At 66.1% G+C, this 18,875-nt stretch carries 18 protein-coding genes; 8 read left to right on the top strand and 10 right to left on the bottom strand.

From position 1 onward, the window contains the following. Positions 1-12 precede the first annotated feature (12 nt). Together J7E45_RS08810 and J7E45_RS08805 are read left to right on the top strand one after the other, a co-directional pair. Complete coding sequence (locus J7E45_RS08810; protein WP_215068572.1) at positions 13-171, top strand: hypothetical protein; 159 nt, start codon at positions 13-15, stop codon at positions 169-171. A 97-nt stretch (positions 172-268) separates the two neighbouring features. Beyond that, positions 269-1,213, top strand: coding sequence for a hypothetical protein (locus J7E45_RS08805; protein WP_215068569.1), 945 nt, complete (start codon positions 269-271; stop codon positions 1,211-1,213). 7 nt (positions 1,214-1,220) lie between these two features. Here J7E45_RS08805 and J7E45_RS08800 read toward each other — a convergent pair whose 3' ends face one another. Together J7E45_RS08800 and J7E45_RS08795 are read right to left on the bottom strand one after the other, a co-directional pair. Next, complete coding sequence (locus J7E45_RS08800; protein WP_215068567.1) at positions 1,221-1,598, bottom strand: VOC family protein; 378 nt, start codon at positions 1,596-1,598, stop codon at positions 1,221-1,223. 113 nt (positions 1,599-1,711) lie between these two features. Further along, complete coding sequence (locus J7E45_RS08795; protein WP_215068565.1) at positions 1,712-2,713, bottom strand: SDR family NAD(P)-dependent oxidoreductase; 1,002 nt, start codon at positions 2,711-2,713, stop codon at positions 1,712-1,714. Positions 2,714-2,788: 75 nt separating this feature from the next. On the opposite strand from J7E45_RS08795, the gene J7E45_RS08790 reads away from it, so the two are divergent. Then, the gene (locus J7E45_RS08790; protein ID WP_308162086.1) at positions 2,789-3,358 is read left to right on the top strand and encodes a TetR/AcrR family transcriptional regulator; all 570 of its coding nucleotides are present in this window, start codon (positions 2,789-2,791) and stop codon (positions 3,356-3,358) included. 58 nt (positions 3,359-3,416) lie between these two features. Here J7E45_RS08790 and J7E45_RS08785 read toward each other — a convergent pair whose 3' ends face one another. After that, positions 3,417-3,629 carry a hypothetical protein gene (locus J7E45_RS08785; protein ID WP_215068563.1) on the bottom strand — a complete coding sequence of 71 codons (213 nt, stop codon included), beginning with the start codon at positions 3,627-3,629 and terminating at the stop codon, positions 3,417-3,419. 1,026 nt (positions 3,630-4,655) lie between these two features. Between J7E45_RS08785 and J7E45_RS08780 the strand changes: the two genes are divergently transcribed. Continuing rightward, on the top strand, positions 4,656-4,814 hold the full coding sequence (locus J7E45_RS08780; protein WP_215068561.1) for a hypothetical protein: 159 nt from the start codon (positions 4,656-4,658) through the stop codon (positions 4,812-4,814). 85 nt (positions 4,815-4,899) lie between these two features. Here J7E45_RS08780 and J7E45_RS08775 read toward each other — a convergent pair whose 3' ends face one another. Both J7E45_RS08775 and J7E45_RS08770 read right to left on the bottom strand, forming a co-directional pair. After that, complete coding sequence (locus J7E45_RS08775; RefSeq protein WP_215068559.1) at positions 4,900-5,838, bottom strand: hypothetical protein; 939 nt, start codon at positions 5,836-5,838, stop codon at positions 4,900-4,902. A 64-nt stretch (positions 5,839-5,902) separates the two neighbouring features. Then, positions 5,903-6,412 (bottom strand): DUF4188 domain-containing protein, encoded by a 510-nt coding sequence (locus tag J7E45_RS08770; protein WP_215068557.1) that lies wholly within the window; start codon positions 6,410-6,412, stop codon positions 5,903-5,905. Between the two features lie 70 nt (positions 6,413-6,482). Between J7E45_RS08770 and J7E45_RS08765 the strand changes: the two genes are divergently transcribed. The 3 genes from J7E45_RS08765 (at position 6,483) to J7E45_RS08755 (ending at position 9,175) form a co-directional block, all read left to right on the top strand. After that, positions 6,483-7,097, top strand: coding sequence for a MerR family transcriptional regulator (locus J7E45_RS08765; protein WP_215068555.1), 615 nt, complete (start codon positions 6,483-6,485; stop codon positions 7,095-7,097). Positions 7,098-7,160: 63 nt separating this feature from the next. After that, the gene (locus J7E45_RS18255) at positions 7,161-7,946 is read left to right on the top strand and encodes an aldo/keto reductase (RefSeq protein WP_374225455.1); all 786 of its coding nucleotides are present in this window, start codon (positions 7,161-7,163) and stop codon (positions 7,944-7,946) included. A 338-nt stretch (positions 7,947-8,284) separates the two neighbouring features. Further along, on the top strand, positions 8,285-9,175 hold the full coding sequence (locus J7E45_RS08755; protein ID WP_215068551.1) for a hypothetical protein: 891 nt from the start codon (positions 8,285-8,287) through the stop codon (positions 9,173-9,175). A gap of 210 nt (positions 9,176-9,385) precedes the next feature. On the opposite strand, the gene J7E45_RS08750 is transcribed toward J7E45_RS08755, so the two are convergent. The 4 genes from J7E45_RS08750 to J7E45_RS08735 all read right to left on the bottom strand — a co-directional run bounded on the left by J7E45_RS08750 (position 9,386) and on the right by J7E45_RS08735 (position 16,969). Continuing rightward, the gene (locus J7E45_RS08750; protein ID WP_215068549.1) at positions 9,386-12,358 is read right to left on the bottom strand and encodes a type I restriction endonuclease subunit R; all 2,973 of its coding nucleotides are present in this window, start codon (positions 12,356-12,358) and stop codon (positions 9,386-9,388) included. Then, a complete protein-coding gene (locus J7E45_RS08745) occupies positions 12,355-13,422 on the bottom strand; it encodes a restriction endonuclease subunit S (RefSeq protein WP_215068547.1) in 1,068 nt (355 codons plus the stop codon). Before J7E45_RS08745 ends, J7E45_RS08750 begins: the two co-directional genes overlap by 4 nt. A 145-nt stretch (positions 13,423-13,567) precedes the next feature. Further along, a complete protein-coding gene (locus tag J7E45_RS08740; protein WP_215068545.1) occupies positions 13,568-15,094 on the bottom strand; it encodes a class I SAM-dependent DNA methyltransferase in 1,527 nt (508 codons plus the stop codon). A 372-nt stretch (positions 15,095-15,466) separates the two neighbouring features. Further along, positions 15,467-16,969 carry a SulP family inorganic anion transporter gene (locus J7E45_RS08735; RefSeq protein ID WP_215068543.1) on the bottom strand — a complete coding sequence of 501 codons (1,503 nt, stop codon included), beginning with the start codon at positions 16,967-16,969 and terminating at the stop codon, positions 15,467-15,469. Between the two features lie 133 nt (positions 16,970-17,102). Between J7E45_RS08735 and J7E45_RS08730 the strand changes: the two genes are divergently transcribed. After that, the gene (locus J7E45_RS08730) at positions 17,103-17,549 is read left to right on the top strand and encodes a hypothetical protein (protein WP_215068541.1); all 447 of its coding nucleotides are present in this window, start codon (positions 17,103-17,105) and stop codon (positions 17,547-17,549) included. Between the two features lie 109 nt (positions 17,550-17,658). Here J7E45_RS08730 and J7E45_RS08725 read toward each other — a convergent pair whose 3' ends face one another. After that, positions 17,659-18,582 carry a G5 domain-containing protein gene (locus tag J7E45_RS08725; RefSeq protein ID WP_251053534.1) on the bottom strand — a complete coding sequence of 308 codons (924 nt, stop codon included), beginning with the start codon at positions 18,580-18,582 and terminating at the stop codon, positions 17,659-17,661. Positions 18,583-18,875 lie beyond the last annotated feature (293 nt).

Raw genomic sequence — 18,875 nt, 5'->3', positions numbered from 1 at the left:
CATCCTGAGGCCATGTTCGGCGACTCGCTCCTCCCCTGGCTCCTCATGAACCTCGCGTTCATCCTCATCGGCATCCTGATCGCGTGGCTGGTGATCTACTCGGCCGTGCGTGCGGCGCTCACCTCGCACCGGCAGGCGATGGCGCGAGACGGGCGACCCGGCCAGGTCTGATCGCCGGCCGGAGCGACGAGCGACGGGTGCCGTCGTCTGCCGGTGAATACGGTCGCGCCTTCCCGTGGTGTCGGCATCCGTGTGCCAACGTCTCCCCATGACCGAAATATCGCCACCCGCCGATTCGCCCGTGCGCGCTCGCGCCCTGCCCTTCGCGATCGGCGTCGGCGGGGGTGTGCTGGGGATTCTGCCCTGGTTGATCGGCGGCGGCATCCTTCCGCTGCAGAACCTGTGGGCGTCGGCGACGATGCCGGAGGACATGCCGTTCGTGCTGCTGCCGCTGAGTCAGTACTTCGCGACGCTGCTCTTCTCGGTGTTGCTGCTCGGCGGGGTCTTCGCCGGGTTCGCGGTGCATTTCGTGGCGCGCCGTCGTGCGGTCGCCGTGTGGCCCGCGGCGCTCGGGGTGCTGCTCGTGCACGTGATCGCGGTGGTGCAGAGCTTCGCCGTGCTGGCCGGAGGGCTCGGGCTCGGTCGCGGGGGTGACAGCCGAGTGATGGTCTACTTCGCCGGGCTCCTCGGCGGTGTGGTCGCGGCGATTCTCCTCGCGCAGCTGGGCTTCTGGATGACGTCGCGGCGCTCGGTCGGCGTGGTCGCCCTCGGTGTCGTGCTCGCGGCGGTGCCGTTCGGCGACTGGGTGAGCCGGTGCTTCGTGGCCGTCGCGGGAGAGGCTTTCCCGCTGGTGTTCCTGCCCTATCTGTCGCGCTGGCTGCCCGCGGTCATCGTCGGCGGGGCGCTGGTGTGGTGCGGGGTGCGGCCGGCGTGGCGGATCGTGGTCTGGGTCGCAGGTCTCCTTGCGGTGTGGGTCGTACCGGCGCTGTTCACCGCGATCCAGTACGGACTCGGCATGCGGGTGCTCGACGGCGACGTTCCCGAGATGATGAGGGCGTCGGTGGGGGTGTTCCCGATGGTGCTCGCCGAGGTGTGGCAGCCGGTGATCGTGGCGCTCGTGATCGGCGTCGTCGGCACGGTGGTGCGGATGGTCGTGGAGCGGGATCGGACGCCGGCGGTCGCGCCGGAAACCGCGCCCGACCCTGCCGTTTGAGTGGTCGTCAGTCGCGTTCCCATCCCGACCAGTCGGGGCGGTCGACGATGCAGAACCGATTGCCCTCGGGGTCTTCCATGATCACGTAGTCGGCGTCGGCCGGCCGGCCGTCCCAGTGCACCTCGCGGGCGCCCAGCTCGGCGAGTCGGCGCACTTCTGCGGCTTGATCTTCGGCGTAGATGTCGAGGTGGATGCGCGGCGGCAGCACGCGTTCGGAGTGGTGCGCGTCGAGGGAGATGCAGGGGGCGTCGGCGTCGCGGGGTTTCAGCACGACCCAGTCGTCTTCCGCCGGGTCGCGTTCGACGTACTCGAGGGCCGCTTTCCAGAAACGTGCCTGCGCGGGGAGATCGTTCACGCGGATCACGATCGATGCGAGCTTCAGCATGCGGTCGAGTGTAGGGCGGGGCGGGAACGGTGAGTACGGGGTTGCGCTCGCCGACAGACACGAAACGCCCCCGCCGTTCGGGTCGGCGGGGGCGTTGGTTTCGCGGGTGCGGGTTACTGCACCGACCATCCGCCGTCGGAGGCGAGGATGGCGCCGTTGATGTTCACGGCGTCGTCCGAAAGCAGGAACGTGATGGATGCCGCCAGGTGCTCGGCCGTCGCGACGGTCGGGATCGCCTGCTGGAACGGGGCGAGGCGGCCGGAGCCGTACTCGGACATGTTCGGGGGCATCGGGATGCCGGTGGCGACGCCGCCCGGAGCCACCGAGTTCACGCGGATGCCCTTCGGTCCGTACATGAAGGCGGCCGACTTGGTGACGCCGATGATGCCGTGCTTGCTGGCCGTGTAGGCGTTGCCCGAGGCATTGCCGCGCAGGCCGGCCTCGCTCGAGACGTTAAGGATGGCGCCGCGACCGGCGGCTTCCATGACGGGGATGACCGCGCGCATGAGCTTGAACGGAGCGGTGAGGTTGATCGCGATGACGCGGTCCCAGACGGCATCCGGGGTCTCGCCCGCGGGGGAGAAGTCGTCGTTGATGCCGGCGACGTTCGCGAGGCCGTCGATGCGGTCGCCCGCGGCGGCGATGACGGCGTCGATCGCGTCCTGCTTCGTGAGGTCTCCGGCGACCGTGACGATGTCGGCATCCGGCAGCTCGGCCTTGAGGGCGTCGAGCTTCTCGGCGGCGATGTCGCTGGCGATCACGCGTCCGCCTTCACGGGCGATGCGCGAGGCGGTGGCCTTGCCGATGCCGGAGGCGGCGCCCGTGACGATCACGGTCTTGCCGGCGAAGCGGCCGGAGGTGACCTTCTCGTTCCAGCCCTCGGACTCGTCGTCTTCGGGGATCTCGCCGCCGTTGGCCGCGCGCACCAGGTCGTCGACGACCGACTGGGGGAGCTGGCCCTGGCTCATCGCGACGAGCTGCTGCAGGGGCAGGCCCAGCACGGGGGTGAGGAGTTCGGGGTCGGCGCCGGTCTGCTCGAAGAGTGCGCGGATGAGGGGCCCGCCGGTCGGGTCGTTCATCCAGTCGCCGATGGTGGAGTGTGCGGTGAGGGCCATGCTCTTTCTCCTTGTTCGAGTTTCGCAACGGTGCGTCTACTTATATTCCAGTGTACGCCTGAGTACGCTCGAAAGGTGCCCCGTCCTCGTAGTGAAAAAGCCCGTCAATCCGTGCTGGAGGCGATGCGGCGCGCGCTCGCCGCAGACGGGTACGAGGCCGTGACGATCGAGGGTCTCGCTGAGTCGGCGGAGGTCTCGAAGCAGACGATCTACCGGTGGTGGCCGTCGAAGGCTGCGATCCTCGGTGAGGCGCTGCTCGAGGGGACGCTGCCGGGAGCAGACGTATCGGTGCCGATGACGGCCGACCTCGGCGCGGATCTGCGCGCGTGGTTCTCGGCGATGTCCGCCGGGTTAGCTCGGCCCGAAGGTGTCGCGCTGGCTCGGGCGCTCATCGAGGTGACGGCGGCTGACCCCGAGCTCGGGTTGGTGTTGAACGAGCGGCTGGCCGCGCCGATCCGCGAGTGGGTGGCGGAAAGAGTGTCGCGCGGGCGTACCGACGGGGATGTGCGGGCGGACGTGGATGCTGCCGCTATCGCGGATCAGTTCATCGCGATGGCCTCGTACTCCGCGCTGATCGGGCAGCCGTTGAGTGCGGAGCGGGTCGAGGAGACGGTGGTGCGGTTGCTGCGGGGGATTGCGGAGTAGGTGAACGGCAGAATCCGGCCCACTACTGAGTGAGTAGCGAGGCGGATCGGTGAGGGGCTCAGGAATCTCCGGAGCGTCGGTCGCGCCAGTTGATGCGCAGCACCAGAGCCAACGCGCCGACGATGAGGGCGAGGGCTGCGAGCCAGAACACCCACACGACGTCGTGGAACACGGGCGCGTTGGCGGCGACCGGTAGCGCGCCGCCGACGAGGATCATTGCCACGACGATCGCACGCTCGAGCGCAGTGCCGCGGACGCGTTGAGTCGTCACGAGATCATCGCCTTCGCCACGCATTCCCCTGCAATGGAAGGTTCGAAGATCGTCATTGCTGCTCCTTCGTTGATCGACCCCGCCCTGACCGTTAAGACGTTATCGCTGTCCCGAGCGCTCTGCGACGCGAGGGTGATGGCCCTTAATTTGCCCCTGGATCAGTCGCAGACGAGGAATATCGGCATGTCCTCATATGTATGCTTTGATGGCTCGCATGAAGGTTAGTAGGCGGCTTCGGGGTCCGCGGATGCATTTCGATCCATTGCGCGGTCGGCGTCGGTGGGCCGTCCGGGTGCGGAACTGCTGAGCCCGAAACCATGGGTTACGTCGCCGTAGGAGCGGCTCTTCTCCTTTGGGGAGCCTTGGCTGGACGAGCGGGGCGGAAGGTAGGCACTGTTCTCGCACTCATCCCTATTGCGGTGTGGTTCGGCTTCCTGGCGTGGTTCGGGTGGACAGGAGGCCTTGATACCCCAGCCGCAGATGCGCTTCCCGCGTACCTTGTGATCGGGCTGCTTGCTTTCTTTATCGGATCGAACCTCGCTAGCGGGGCCGGAGCTTCGCGGAGCGCCCGCATGGAGCAGTGACCTGCTGATGGATTGGGGAACACGATCGTGACGATGAGCATCGAAGGCGAGATTCTGACGTACGTGTTGACGGCTGCTCTGGCCGTGAGCGCGGGCCTTGTGCTCGGAGGGGCGCCGTCGACGACCTATAGGAGGACGGGCTTCATCCCAGGTCTTCTGATCATGGGAGTGGTCGTCGTGGTGGGCTTCGCTCTCGGGGCGCGCGCACCGTGGATGGGCCCGATATTCGCCCTCGTTTCCCTGCTGACCAGCACGCTCGCGGCTGCGGCTGAGAAGAGGAACGAGTCGGCGTTCGCAAACGAGACCTTCTGGAACCGCGTAATCGCGGTGCTCAATGTGCGGCGCGGCGTGCCCCTTGACGAAGTCGGCCGCAATGTGCGGGATCCTGAACTTCGAACGAAGCTGCCGTTGCGTATTCGGCCTTTCCTGAGGAGAACGAAGTATGACCGGGTCCATGTTCAGCTGGTGGGGTCTCGTCATCAGCGTGGTCGTTCTCGTCGTGATCCTGGCGATCGTGTTCTTCGTCGTGCGCGGGATCGTTCGGTTCTTCCTGCGACGGCGGCCGGAGCGGCCGGGGCCGCCCAGTTCCTCTCCGGAATGAGCAGGCGGCGGTCTGGGGAGACGGTGGTTGAGCATTCCGTTCGTCGAGCGGGCAGAGCGAGACGAACCCTCGCGCTCGATGCGGCTCAGGCGACTCGGTGAAGGAGGACCAGAACTCCTGCGGCGGTGTGGATCGAATCGTCGTCGACCTTCTTGCCGCTGATGAGTGCGAGAAGCATCCTCTCGATGGCCCGCAGGATGGCGTCGATCTCGGCGGCGCGGTGGGGGTCTTCCACGGCGCGGGTGTCCCACCGTGCCCGGAATCGTCGGAGGAGTCCGAGGATGAGGCCCTCGAAACTCGCGGTGTCGCCGCTGACGCCGAACTCGAGAGCGTCAGGCCACCACGGTTCGCCGATCATGTCGTGCAGTTCGCTGATGGCCGCGTCGAGCTCGTCGGGGCCGGATAGTCCGCGGCACGCGTTCAGGAAGTTGCTGCGGTCGAACTGGTCCCAGCGCGGGGCAGGTGTCAACGGTGACGCGCTGGTCCGTGGGGGTGCGGTCTCGCGGCCCCATCCGCTTTCACTCATGCGGGTCAGGTTCGATTGGATGAGGGAGAGGCGTGCGCGGACGTCGCCGCCCTGACTGTCGATGGTGGAACTCAGACTCTCAAGGCGCGACTTCGTCTCGGTCGTCGTCCCGTCGATATGGGTCGCCTTGTCGCGCGTATCCGTGATCTTCTCGTCGACCTTCTGAACCAGCTTCTTCAGCGTGACTCCGAAGGCGCTGAACTCCGAGAGGTCGGGCCAGAGGAGCAGCAACACGAAGATGACGGCTGCGAGCACGCCGGCGCTCGTGAGGTCTGGTCCCGAACAGGTGCGGGTGAGTCCTTCCTTCTCCGATTCGACGACCTCGCAGACCTGGAACCATCCCGCGAGGGAGAAGTACACGGCGGCCCCGACGATGACCAGGACGAGGATGTACCGGATGAGTCGTCCGCCGGGACTCGTCAGCCCGTCGTGGAGCTTCTCGAGCATCGTCCGTTCGCCTTTGGGTGCCACTGCGGGCGGAGCATCGTTGGGGGCCATGGCCCTCATGGTGGCAGAGCGCGGGGTGCCCGGGTAGACCTTTTCCGGGCACGTTCGCTCCCCGTCAGCCCGCGGTGGTCGGATGTGGCTGTGCCTCCGTCCGCCCCTCCGCGAACCGCGCCTGCGCCCTGTCCTGACGACGCGGCACCTCGACGAGCTCCGTCGCCTTCGGCAGGCCCATCGGCTTCGTCGACACGTAGACGCTCTCGGCGGTGTCGACGCGGAAGGTCTCGTGCCACACGCCGACAGCACCCGGGGCCTTGCGGGCTGCGCGGTTGAAGGCGGTCCAGGCGGGGCGGTGCTCCTGGTTCGGGCTGGAGGCGTAGGCGTAGAGCTTGTCGACGGACGACCAGTACTGCACGACGTAGGGTCCGCCCGAGCCGAAGAGCAGGTGGTAGCCGAGCATGCCCGAGTCGGGGGCGGTGCTGAGTTCGCGCAGCATCCCCGGCATGGCGAAGAAGGCCGGCATCCAGAGGTCGGGGCGCCACCAGCGGTTGATCTGCATCCCGATGTGGAACACGACGAGCTCGCCCTCGTGGCGGTGGGTCATGCGGCCTGTGATGACTTTCGACATGATGACTCCTTGATTGGATAGCGACACTATCCATAATGGATAGCGCTACTATCGAAGTCAAGAGGTGGCCATGAGAATATCCGAACTGTCAGCCCAGACCGGCGTGACCGTGCCGACGATCAAGTACTACTTGCGCGAGGGGCTGCTGCCCGAGGGTGAGCGCAGTGCGCCGACTCAGGCCGCGTACGGCGAGAAGCACGTGGAGCGGCTGCGGGTGATCCGGGCGCTGCTCGACGCCGGGGTGAGCATCGCCGAGACGCGGCGGGTGCTGGCTGCTCTGGACGAGCCGCCGGAGAGTGCGCACAACCTGCTCGGGATGGCGCATGCGGCGATCACTCCGCCGGTGGATGAGTCTTTGGATCTGACGGATGCCGAGGCTCTTGTCGCGGGACTCGGGTGGAAGCCGGGGATGTGCGACGAGGCCGTGCTGCACGCGGTCGCGCGGGCGCTGCAGGGGTTGGAGCGCGTCGGGTTCACCGTTCCGGATGCGGCGATGGCGGAGTACCTCGCGAGCATGCGGCGGATTGCGGAAGCGGAGATCGCGGGGGTGCCGGGGGAGTCTGCGGAAGCTGCGGTGCGGTACGTGGTGTTGGGGTCGGTGCTGGTGGAGCCGTTGCTGTTGGCGTTGCGGCGGGTGGCGCAGCAGGTGAGTTCGGGGGAGCGGTTTGGATCCGTTCCCGCCTAACAGTCGTTGCGGCACAGCGGGCTGTCCGAAGCGTCGGTTCCCACGCTGCGGAGGGCGCACGCGGTGCATCCGATCGCGGCCGTGCAGTCGGAGCTCTCGCTCTTCGCCCGCGATATGCGGCACATCGATGAGAAGGCGACGGCCGACGAGCCCGGCGCCGGGGTGGCGGCATTCTCTCCGCTCGGGCGCGGGACGCTGACCTCGGGCGTTCGTTCGATGGACGAGCTGGCGCCAGAGGATGCGCGGCGCGGACTGCCGCGCTTCCAGCCGGAGGCCTTCGCGGCGAACCGTCGGCTGGTCGAGCGGGTCGAGGAGGTCGCGAAGGAGCGTGGGGCGACGGTCGCGCAGGTGGCGCTCGCGTGGGTGCTATCGGACGGCGTGGCGTCGATTCCGAGGACGCGGAGGCGGGACCGGTTGGAGGAGAACGCGGGGCGGCGGAGATCGCATCGAGTCAGGACGAGCGGATGCGGTTGGCGGATGCTGTGCCGGTGGCCGAGGCTGTGGGATCGGAGGATGGGGTCGATGCGGGGGGGGGGGGGGGGGGGGGGGGGGGGGGGGGGGAGGTCGGGAGGTGGGGTGGTGCGGGGGGTGGGGGGGGGGGGGGGGGGGGGGGGGGGGGGGGGGGGGGGGGGGAGGGGGGGGGGGGGGGGGGGGGGGGGGGGGGGGGGGGGGGGGGGGGGGGGGGGGGGGGGGGGGGGGGGGGGGGGGGGGGGGGGGGGGGGGGGGGGGGGGGGGGGGGGGGGACTGGTAGGCGAGAGAAAGCCCCAGACAGCAGCGTGCACCGGAATTGGGGTCGCAGTGACCTCGCGCGACTCGGCGGTCGATCCTCGTTGGCTTGCCACGCACTGATCGCTGTGTCGATGGATCTTCGATCTCGACGGCCGGCCCCTGTGCCAGCAGTGCCTTGGTCCTATGTCGTAGTTCCTTCATGCGACGCGACTGAGTGAGGCTTATTGCCGACTGCGATCCCTCCGCAGCCGTCATGCGTCTCCGTAGACTGTGGTTGTGAATCTGGACCTCAACGCGCACATCCGCGAATCGGAAGGCCGGGGTCGAGTATGACTTCCGGATTGGGAACGAGCCACGAGGATGTGGCGGTCTCCGCCATTCTAGAAGACTCCGAGTTCGTTGTGCGATCTGCCCTTGCGTTCCGAAGGCACTCGCCTGAGCAGCTATCCGTTCTCGGGATGGCCATGCTGCCTGCATTCGGTTTGATCACATACGAAACTCGAAAGTGGCTGACCCAACATCGACCGGACCTTGCGCAAACCTTGCCTAATGCGGAGCTGGAGCTTGTCGAATCCATCCGCAACGCGTCCAAGTGGTTCGATGCGAGCAAGGATGGGCAAGATGTCTTGATCGAGCGCTTTCGCGCTCTCACCGTGGATCACAAGGCGCAGTTCATGGGCAACACTCCGTTCTTGTGGGCACGAAAGTGGGAAACCGACCTCGGCCTCTACACGCATCGCGGGGTCGATGTCCTCGACACGCACCTAATCGGGACGATTCTGGGAGCCGACGCGTGGGAAAAAGGCGCAGTCGTTCGCGATATGTCGGCGACGGTGTCGGGACAAGCGGCTGCGCTGACGAGCGAACGTGAGGATCTCCCGTCATTCATGGACGCCTTGCAGCCCTTCGGCCGGCGGGATGTACGAAGCGACGACTATTACTCGGTTGCTGGCATGGATGATATCGCTGAGAGCGGATACCTTCACTTGCTGCGCACGGCCTTGGCATTCTTGGAGCTGCTTACGCCGGCTAGTCCCCGCGACGAGGGGGTGCTGTTCAAACTCCAGTTCGTTGGCCTTTACCATGCGACGCGCGCCATTCGACGCTTGGACGCAAGTGTCGCACCACCGAACCTGCTGACGGACGGGGATGGGCCTAGGCAGCTTCGAAACGATCTCGTCCACTATTCGCCTAACCATGCGTACCCGATCTCTGCTCTCGACGGAGCGCGGCCCAGGCAGGCGCTGGCCGAGCACGCATTCAACGAGAGCTTCTCGAGCGTGGCGGGGCAGGTACGCTCTTCAGTCGCCACGCTTCACACACAGCTGCGTGTACGCCTAGGGCACTGAGCACTGAGCACCGAGCGGAATCGGTCTCGGTCCGAAGCGGACCCGGTGGGTTATTGCTGCGCTGCTCTTCCTTGGCAGCCACAAGTGGTCTCCCGGGTGCCCTTCACAGCGAGTGCACCGACCACAGCCACGGCTCCGCCGATAAGCAGCTTGTCAAGCAACGCCACGACCCACCTCCAGAATCGCGTTCACCGCATTGGCTCCAACCCCTCAGTAGTGCTTCAGGATGTACTTCCACGCAGATTCCATGGGCTCGCCCGTGCGAGGCAGCGCGTATTTCTTGAACAGGGCGTTGAGTTCGCGCTTGACGGCCTTCATGGATGACTCCTTGGTCGTCCACTGCGGGTGCGCCGCGTGGCTGACCAGCTGGTCGACCTCCTTGGCGACCTGGCTGACCATCACGGTCATCCCGGCCGGCTTGTGCTCCTCGAATATGCGGGTGAGCACACCCACGTTCGGGTCCGGAAGGTCGGCGAGCACGCCCTTGTCGTCTGAGTCCTCTACGGTCTTCAGGTCTGTGGCGACGCTGAACAGCTTCACGAGCCAAGCAACTGAGTCGTCCGCGTCGGATATCACTCTCTGTCGTAGCTGGTCCAGCCGTTCGGCGATCGAACTGTAGGCGCCGACGTTGGCGCCGCCGCCTTCGAGCTTCTTGCGGATCCGCGCGGTGAGGGAATCGACGATCTCCTGCGCGGACTTGCCCTCGTACTCGGTCGGCACGGGTGGCAGTTGTCCGGAGTCGGTCATCTTCTTGATGGTCTCCGCATCGGCGATCACCACGGCGATGTTGCGGTCATCGACCCGGACGTTACGCATGTGGGCGTGCACGAGCTCGCGGGTTTTCGGTCCCAGCCGCTCCCAGAGGATGTCATCCTCGTCGCCTTCGCTCGGGATCGCGGCATACACCTGTGCGTACCAGCGGTAGTCGCTCTCCCAGTCCGAGAGATGCTCGTCGGGAGCGATGGTTTCCCAGAGTCCCTGTGCGTAGAGATACTCGGCGCGGTACTCGGCACGGTCTTCGCTCTCCTGCGGGAGGCGCTCGAGGGCTTGCTGCAGCGAGTCCATCGACCCATCGCGAGTGGTGCCCACGAAGCGTCGCCGCATCTCCTTCAGCGCCGCATCCAGGCTCTGCAGCAGCGCGTCAGTCTCGATCTGCCGCTGCGCATGCTCGGGATCGCTGGGGGCGATCGCGCGCGCGAAAGCACCACCGAGGCCGACGTAGTCGACGATCGTGCCGTACCGCTTCGTGAACCCGGTCCCCGGGTGCCGCCAGGGCCTGTTGGTGCGGGTGATCGTCTGGAACAGCGTGTGCAGCTTCATCGGCTTGTCCAGATACAGCACACCCTCGATGGGCGCGTTGAAGCCGGTGCCGAGCTTGGCGGTCACGACCAGGAACTTCAGGTCGTCTTCGACGTCCCGGAACCTGTCCAGCAGCGCCTCCTCCTCGCCCTCGGAGAGCTTGTACGACTCGAACTCGGTCTTGCCTGTGGCGGAGATCACTACAACTACTTGGGCTGCGCGGCCGGCCTTGGCGAGCTCTTCGCGCAGCGCCTGCTCATACAGGATGCACAGCTCCTGGTCGGCGACGACGACCTGCGCCTTCATCCCGTGCGGATCGATTGAGGCGTAGAAGTGCGCGACGATGTCGGCCGCGACCTGCTGGATGCGCTCGGGGTTATGGAAGATGGCCCGGGCGTTGGCGACCCGGCGCGCGAAGGACTCCTTCTGCGAGTCGCTGAGGTCTTCTTCATCCGCCAGCGCGTCGAATGCCGCGTCCAGCTCCTCCTTGGCGACGTCGAACCGGACGGGCCTGGGGATCACCCTCATCGGCACGGTCGTGCCGTCGGCGATCGAACGATCAGAGTCGTAGGTGTCCAGCGCCCAGCCGGGATCCCGCTCGTCACCGAACAGCTGATAGGTGTTCCGGTCCAGGTCCGCGATCGGGGTGCCCGTGAAGCCGAACCGGTGCGCGTTCGGCAGGGCAGCCCGCATGTCGGAGCCCAGGGACCCTTCCTGGGTGCGGTGCGCTTCATCCACCAGCAGGATGACGTTCGTACGATCAGTGAGGATCCCGGCGCCGGCGAACTTGTGGACCGTCGTAGCGATAATGCCCCGCTCGCCCGTGCGCAGTGCCTGCTGCAACACTGCGGTGCTCTGGGCCTTCACCGGCTCCGGCACGCCCGCGGAGGCGAACTGGGCGAAGGTCTGGGAGACGAGCTGCGTGCGGTCTGCCACGGCGACGATGGTCGGGTTGTGCATCCGCGGGTCGAAGTAGAGGCGGGTCGCTACCCACGACATCGTGAGCGTCTTCCCCGACCCCTGCGTGTGATGGATCAGGCCCCGGGAACCTGCAGCGCTGGTCGCGCGGGCGACGATCTTTTCCACCGACTCGTACTGGAAATAGCGTGGCAGCAGCTTGATGGTCTGGCCTGAGCCGCCGTCCTGCCGGTCGTACATCGCGTAGTGCTCGATGAGGTTCAGGACGACACGCGGTGCCAGGAGGCCGGTGACGCTCATCACGACCCGCTCCCAACCCTCGACCGTCGCAGGCATGGAGCTCGAGCCCCATCGCTGCCAGTGATCGAGCGGGGTGCGCACACCGGCGTAGCGGAAGTCCTTGCCCTCGGTGGCGAAGGAGAGCAGGTTCGGGACGAAGAACTCCGGCTGGTGCTCCTCGTAGGAGGTGTAGATGTCCTTGGCGCCGTCCTTCCAGCTCTTCACCACCGACACCGGCGTCTTCGTCTCGCCGACGACCACGGGGATGCCGTTGATCCACAGCACCACATCGAACCGGGCGCCGCGGTAGGTCACCTCGTCCGAGACCAGCAGCGTGTTCTTCTCCGGGTGCTCGAAGTCCAGCAGTTGGAACGGCTCGTCGTGGTTGGTGTCGGGCATGAGCACGGTGCCGCCGCCGCGAAGGAGGTGCGTGAACTCCTCGTTCACGACCATCAGCCCCTCAGCCTCGGCCGACAGCGCCACCTGGCGCACCTTCGCCAGCACGGCATCCGTGCGTCCGGCGAGCTCCGGGTTCAGCCTCTCGATCGCGTCCCGCAGGTCCGCCTCAATGAAGACTTGCTGCGTCGTGCGTGGGAGCTTCTTACCCTCCACGTGCGTCCAGCCGGCATCCACCAGCAGGTCGATGAGCGCGGCCTGCACCGTGTCCTTCTCGGTGTACCCGCTCATGCGGCAACCTCCTCGTCGAGGTTCAGGAACTGGTCATAGCTCGAGGGGATCTCGTGCTCGCCGGACAGTAGCACCGTGAGCAGGTTCGAGCGCAGGGTGCGGAGGGCGTCGGCGGTGGCTCGGGCGGCAATTCTGTGTTCAATCGCTGACCGGACGGTCGTAACGACGAGGGCCTGCTCATCGAGCGTTCGGGTGACGATCGGTAATTCCTTGATCGCGGATATGTTGATCCGTTTCACGGTCTGCCCCATGGATCGAGATTCGATCCAGGCCCCGGTACGTGGCGCCTGGAGCGCCAGCCAAAGATAGCTGGGCATGAATTGCTCATTGCCGCGGAGGAGAACCGTTCGCTGCCCTAGGCAGACGAGAGGGTCATCTGCGGTTAGCAAGGCGACCTCTCCGGCCGGGGCTTCCCGAGTGAAGATAATGTCGCCGGGCGCGGGTGTCGTTCGCGCAGACCACTCGCGATAAGTCGTTTCGCTAACGGGCTTTGCGGCGCTCATGACCAAGGAACCGTCACGAACAGCTGGTGTACCTACTGAGTAGGCAAACGGACTTCCTGCGGTCGCAGGTGCGGTCTTGTGCTCGCAGTCAGTTAGAGCCGCGATGGCCCCAAGAGGCACAGTCTCCAACCCGTTATCCTGCGGGAAGAGGCTGTCAAGTAGGGACCGAACGATCGTGACGATGCTCGCAACCTCGCCATCCACCGCCTCGATCGCATCGTCGACGGCCGCGATCAGGTCCACGATCCGGCGCTGCTCGGCGAGGGGCGGGAGTGCGATCGGGATGGACTCGAAGGCGCCCTTGCTGAGCGTCTTCCGGCGCAGAACTGTACCTACACAGCGGGATGACATGTCCTCGTGGAACGTCGGCGAGGTCGTGAGCAGTGCCATGTAGCCCGGCAGCAGCGTGGACCGGTCGAGTGAGTACACAGGGAACGTCTGAGGAGTGACAAAAGCGCCCTCGAACTCTGAGGTGACCACCGTGCTGGGCGCCTCGAATGCCGTGATCGTCCGGTAAACCAGATCATCAGCGTGCAGCTCCATGAGCTTGTCAAACTTCATCGAGTCTCCGCGAATGGGATCGCGATCGACGAGACCCCAACCACTTCGCTGGACACCGACTACACGATAAAGCTGGTCGGCGAAAACAGGCGTGAAGTCAGTCCGGCGGAGAGCCAGAGACCCCAGCCGGACTACTCGCCATCCCTCACGCACCGACGCCCGCCTCCTTCAGCCGCAGGTCCAACGCCTCGCGCGCAGCATCCATCGCCGCCTGAGCATCACGCAGCGCGGCCAACGCCGCATCCACGTCCGCCTCTGCTTTCGTCTCCGTCTGGATGTACCGGCCGATGTTGAGGTCGTAGTGGAACTCGTGGATCTTCTCGCGGGGCACGAGCTGCAGCGCGAGGTCACCATCACCGTCGATGTCCTCGCCGCGCTTGTAGGCAGCGTCGATGGCGTCGACGTCGTCGTCGCTGAGGGTGTTCTGGTTCTTGCCGGGCTTGAACCGGGAGCGTGCGTCGATGAACAGCACGTGCTTCTCACGTTCGGCGCTCTTCTGAGCCCGGAAGATCAGCAAGCACACCGGGATCGTGGTCGAGTAGAACAGGTTGTTGGGCAGCCCGATGACCGCCTCGAGCTTGTCTTGCTCGACCACCCACTGGCGCATCTCGGCTTCGCGGCCGCCGCGGAACAGCACGCCGTGAGGCATCACGACGCCCACGCGTCCGGTGCCCTCCTTCATAGTCGAGAGCATGTGCTGGATCCACGCCCAGTCGCCGTTCTTCGCCGGCGGGACGATGCCGCCCAGGGCTCGCTTGTAGCGATCCTTCGCCCAGGTCGATGCCGGCCAGTTGTCCAGAGAGAACGGCGGGTTGGCGATCACGACGTCGAACTGCCGCAGGCGCCCGGCGTCGTCCTTGAGCTTCGGGTCACGGAACGTGTCGCCCCGCTTGACCTCGAAGTCCTCCACGCCGTGCAGGTAGAGATTCATCCGCGCGATGCCCGCGGTGGTGAGGTTCTGCTCCTGGCCGTACAGGAACAGCGACCTGGGGTTGCCGCCGGCGAGCTTCACGGCTTCGGTCGTCTCCACGAGCATGCCCGCAGAGCCGCAGGCGGGGTCACACACGGAGTCACCTTCCTGCGGGTCCAGGATCTTTACGAGCAGGTGCACGACGTGCCGCGGGGTGAAGAACTCGCCGGCCTTCTTCCCGGATGCCTCAGCGAACTCGCGCAGCAAGTATTCGTACGCCGATCCCAGCATGTCGCCGGAGACGTGGTTGGGGTCGAGTGTCAGCTTGTCGAAGACCTGCATGAGCGCACGGAGCGCCGATTGCGGGATGCGCTCCTGGTTGGACCAGTTCACGTCGCCGAAGACGCCGGCGAGCTTGCCCGGATTCGCCTCCTGGATGGCGACGAGGGCCTTGTTCAGCGCCTTACCACTGTTCTTCGTGACCTCGAACGTGTCGTCCCAGTGAGAGCCTTCGGGGATGACGAAGGCCTGGTAGTCCTCGTCCTCGAACTCCTGCGACCATTCGTCACCCAGGTCGTCGAGCGCCTGCTCGTGGTAGAAGTCGTAGACGTCGCTGATCCACTTGTAGAAGAGCACCGGGAACACGTACGCCTTGAAGTCGCCGGGATCGACCGGGCCACGGAGTGCGTTGGCCGCACCCCAGAGGGCGTGCTCGAGCTCTCGCTGCGTGAGGTGGTCAGGGTTCGCGGGCGCGAGCGTCATCGGGTCTCCTTCTCACGAGCGCGCGGCATCTCACCGCGTCACCCGATCCCTACGGTATCGGCCTACCGGCGTCCCGATATTCCACTGACGTCGGAGAGCTCAATCAGCCCGCGTGCCGTGTCGCTCAGCTAGCTCTTGCGTGCAGGTACTTTGCGCTGATCAAGCACTCCAGCAGCTCGCCGGCATCAACATCGAGCGCTTCGGCGATGCGTGCCAGCGACTGCACACTCATTAGGCCTTGCCCGCCCCGTAGCCGTGGACCGGCTCGCGCCGGGGGAGGCATAGGACCGCGGCCGGCCGACCCATCGCTCCACCCGTATTGATGGCTTCCGAGACGCATTGAGCGCTGCCGGACTGCTCCCGTGGGTGCCCCTACTCGAACCCACCCGTCAACCGCCCGCGCATCCGCGAACTACTCTCATTCATCCCGACGATCTTCACCGTCTTCCCCAACGCCACATACTTCGTCTCAATCGCATCCAACGCGGCAACGGTCGACGCATCCCACACATGCGACCCCGACAGGTCAATCACGACCCGAGATGGATCCGATGAGTACGAGAACAACGTCGTCAGGTCATTGCTCGATGCGAAGAACAGCTCCCCCTCCACGACGTACGTCACAACATCCCGCGCCTCAGACAGCACGCGCGTCACGGTCACGAAATGCGCCACCCGCCGCACGAACAGCACCGACGCGACCAGCACCCCGCCGACCACTCCGACGGCGAGGTTGTGCGTGATCAGCACGAGCACCACAGTCGCGACCATCACGAAGGTCTCGCTCTTCGGCATCCGCTTCAGCGTCGTCGGTCGCACGCTGTGCCAGTCGAACGCTCCGATCGCGACCATGATCATCACGGCCACCAGGGCTGCCATCGGGATCGTCCCGACGAAGTCGCCGAACACGACCACCAGTAGGAACAGGAAGATCCCGGCGCAGAACGTCGAGATGCGGGTCCGCGCACCCGAGGCTTTCACGTTGATCATGGTCTGACCGATCACGGCGCAGCCGCCCATGCCACCGAAGATCCCCGACAGCACGTTCGAGACGCCCTGCCCCCACGCCTCACGACTCTTGCGCGAGTGGGTGTCGGTGATCTCGTCGACGAGCTTCGCGGTGAGCAGCGACTCCATCAGCCCGACCAGCGCGACTCCGAGGGCGAACGGGGCGATGATCGTGAACGTCTCCCACGTGAGCGGAACGTTCGGGATGAACAGCTCCGGCAGGCTCTTCGGCAGCTCGCCCTGGTCGCCGACGGTGGGCACGGTGATGCCGAACGCGAGCACGACACCCGTCACGATGACCACCGACACGAGCGGCGCCGGCACGATCTTGGTGATCTTCGGCATCAGGATCATCACGACGATCCCGAGCGCGACCAGCGGATACACCAACCACGGCACGTCGACCAGTTGCGGATACTGCGAGCTGAATACGAAGATCGCCAGCGCGTTCACGAACCCGACCATGACGCTGCGGGGGATGAAGCGCATGAGCTTCGCGACGCCGATCACCCCGAGGATCACCTGGAAGATGCCGGCGAGGATGACCGTCGCGATGAAGTAGTCGAGCCCGTATGTCGGGGCGACGGGCGCGATCACGAGTGCCACGGCTCCGGTCGCCGCGGTGACCATCGCCGGACGCCCGCCGAGGAACGCGATCGACACCGCCATGATGAACGACGAGAACAGCCCCACCTTCGGGTCGACCCCCGCGATCACCGAGAATGCGATCGCCTCGGGAATCAGCGCGAGTCCCACGACGAGTCCGGCCAGCACCTCGCGGGTCAGCATCCGCGGATTCTTCAGCGCCTGAAGCACCGTGGGATTCGCCCGATACCGGGCACGATCGTCGATCGTCGTTGTAGACATGGATGCTCCAGGGGAAGGCGCCTCGAGATGAGGCAGACGTTCCAGCGTAGAGCCGTCATGGAGCGGCGCGTCACCTCCACTAGTCTCAGAATCGATCGGGCGCGGGGCTCGGCGACGCGGCAAGGGGAGAACCGTGGAAGAGACGAACGCACCGGATCGACGCAGCGTGTTGCGAGCGGCCGTATGGGCCGCGCCCGTCATCGCCGTCGCCGCCGCGACCCCGCTGGCCGCAGCGAGCACGCAGGCCCTTTCGTGGACATGGACGGCCCAGATGGCCACGACCCGACAGGCGGAGACCTACTTCACCGCGACGAACTCCAGCGACGACCCCATCGATGTCGTCTTCGTCGCCCCCAGGAAGCAAGGGGCCGTTGAACTCTACGGATACGGGTTCGGCTCCTGGGCGGTCTCGCTCACGTCGACCACCGTCGTGTGCACGGCGACCATCCCCGCACAGGGATCGCTGACCACCCCGTTCCTCGGCTACTTCACGCGCACGCCGCCCGCGACCGAGGTGCTCGTCGCTTCGCTGACGCCCGGCGCGTCGTCCGTGCCGACCCTCACACTCACCTTCACCTGACGGCCGCTCAGCGCCCCTGACCGCACCCGCATGCCGCGGGGTGGGGGCTGCTCAGGGCAGCGTCACCAGTCGCCGGAGCCAGTCGTCGCGGTGGGCTGCCCCGTCCGCGTCAGTCGCAGGCGATCCCGTCCCCGTCGCGGTCGAGGTCGTACACATCCGGTCCGACAACCTGCAGCGGACCGCGAGCGTACGCCGGACCATTGCCGCTGCCACCCTCGCAGTCCACGTCTGACGCGATCGGAACGCACACGCCGGCGTAGCTCGAGTGGCAGTCGTTGGCCGGTTGGACGAGGGGCACCGGTGCGGGAGCGGGCGGCCGCGTGCCGTTCGAGGTGACCTCGTTCACCGGAGCGACGGTGACTGCTTCGCTGACCGACTCGCGCGCGACCTCCACTCCGTCGACGTAGGTCACTCGGTACGTGGTGACTTTGGTTCCGTCGGCACCGGTCGTGACAGCGGTCTTGCCGACGTCCAACTGTGGGTCGTCGACCGTGGTCCGCTCGAAGGGAACGACCGTCGTCACGTCGACTTCCTCGTATGTCGTCGGCTTCGGAGAGGGCGTCGGCTTCTCTGTCGGAGTTGAGACGAAGGGCTTGGCCTCGGTCGACGCTTGCTCCGAGCCGGTGGTGTTCGATCCCGGTCCGCCTAGCGCGGCATTCGCTCCCGTACCAATGAACATGAGCACGAAGGCGATCCCGAGTGCGGCCCAGGCGGCACCGCGGGAGCGTACGCGAAACAGTTGGGCCGAGCCCCGAACGAGCGCATAGATCGCGATGAAGAACAAGAACAGCCCCGCGAACATCACGATCACACCGAAGCTGCGAGTGAGCAACGTCACCGCCAGGATCACGGCGCCGACGATGATGATGACCTTCATCCGCGACGACTTCGCTTCTGTCGGAGTCGCCGCGACGGCCGCTGCGGGCGCCTGCCCCAGAGGGGCGGTGTGGGTCGTCCACTGCACTCCGTCCCACCAACGCTGCTGCGCAGGTTGATGCGGGTCGGGGTACCAACCTTGAGGTGTTTCGGGCATCGTCGCCGTCTTTCTCTTCGGGCTCTCTCGCCGAACCCTACCGATATTCCGGAGGCTGCGCGCACCGAGTTTGCGTCTCTTCATGGATGTATCAGAAGCGTCGCTCGAAGCTCCTGTAGTACAGGCGCCGGAGGCGTTTCGGCACCGACGATGCAAAGGAGCAACAACATGCGTGTATCCGCTTATCACTCGTCTAACCAGAGCGATCCGGATGTCCACCACACCTATGACGACTGCGTGAGCGGCCGGCAGATCCCGGCCCACAATCGGCTGGCTGGGACTGGCGGCCATCC

This window comes from Microbacterium sp. ISL-59, from assembly GCF_018613945.1.
Taxonomy (GTDB): domain Bacteria; phylum Actinomycetota; class Actinomycetes; order Actinomycetales; family Microbacteriaceae; genus Microbacterium; species Microbacterium oxydans_B.
Note: the sequence above shows the minus strand (reverse complement) of the source record. Positions and strands in the feature narration are given on the sequence as shown.

What these genes read in the sequence shown, in the direction of transcription:
- J7E45_RS08810 (WP_215068572.1), top strand. Translation starts at nt 13, where the DNA reads ATGTTCGGCGACTCGCTCCTCCCCTGGCTCCTCATGAACCTCGCGTTC.
- J7E45_RS08805 (WP_215068569.1), top strand. Translation starts at nt 269, where the DNA reads ATGACCGAAATATCGCCACCCGCCGATTCGCCCGTGCGCGCTCGCGCC.
- J7E45_RS08800 (WP_215068567.1), bottom strand. Translation starts at nt 1,598, where the DNA reads ATGCTGAAGCTCGCATCGATCGTGATCCGCGTGAACGATCTCCCCGCG.
- J7E45_RS08795 (WP_215068565.1), bottom strand. Translation starts at nt 2,713, where the DNA reads ATGGCCCTCACCGCACACTCCACCATCGGCGACTGGATGAACGACCCG.
- J7E45_RS08780 (WP_215068561.1), top strand. Translation starts at nt 4,656, where the DNA reads ATGACCGGGTCCATGTTCAGCTGGTGGGGTCTCGTCATCAGCGTGGTC.
- J7E45_RS08775 (WP_215068559.1), bottom strand. Translation starts at nt 5,838, where the DNA reads ATGGCCCCCAACGATGCTCCGCCCGCAGTGGCACCCAAAGGCGAACGG.
- J7E45_RS08770 (WP_215068557.1), bottom strand. Translation starts at nt 6,412, where the DNA reads ATGTCGAAAGTCATCACAGGCCGCATGACCCACCGCCACGAGGGCGAG.
- J7E45_RS08765 (WP_215068555.1), top strand. Translation starts at nt 6,483, where the DNA reads ATGAGAATATCCGAACTGTCAGCCCAGACCGGCGTGACCGTGCCGACG.
- J7E45_RS08755 (WP_215068551.1), top strand. Translation starts at nt 8,285, where the DNA reads ATGGCCATGCTGCCTGCATTCGGTTTGATCACATACGAAACTCGAAAG.
- J7E45_RS08750 (WP_215068549.1), bottom strand. Translation starts at nt 12,358, where the DNA reads ATGAGCGGGTACACCGAGAAGGACACGGTGCAGGCCGCGCTCATCGAC.
- J7E45_RS08745 (WP_215068547.1), bottom strand. Translation starts at nt 13,422, where the DNA reads ATGAAGTTTGACAAGCTCATGGAGCTGCACGCTGATGATCTGGTTTAC.
- J7E45_RS08740 (WP_215068545.1), bottom strand. Translation starts at nt 15,094, where the DNA reads ATGACGCTCGCGCCCGCGAACCCTGACCACCTCACGCAGCGAGAGCTC.
- J7E45_RS08735 (WP_215068543.1), bottom strand. Translation starts at nt 16,969, where the DNA reads ATGTCTACAACGACGATCGACGATCGTGCCCGGTATCGGGCGAATCCC.
- J7E45_RS08725 (WP_251053534.1), bottom strand. Translation starts at nt 18,582, where the DNA reads ATGCCCGAAACACCTCAAGGTTGGTACCCCGACCCGCATCAACCTGCG.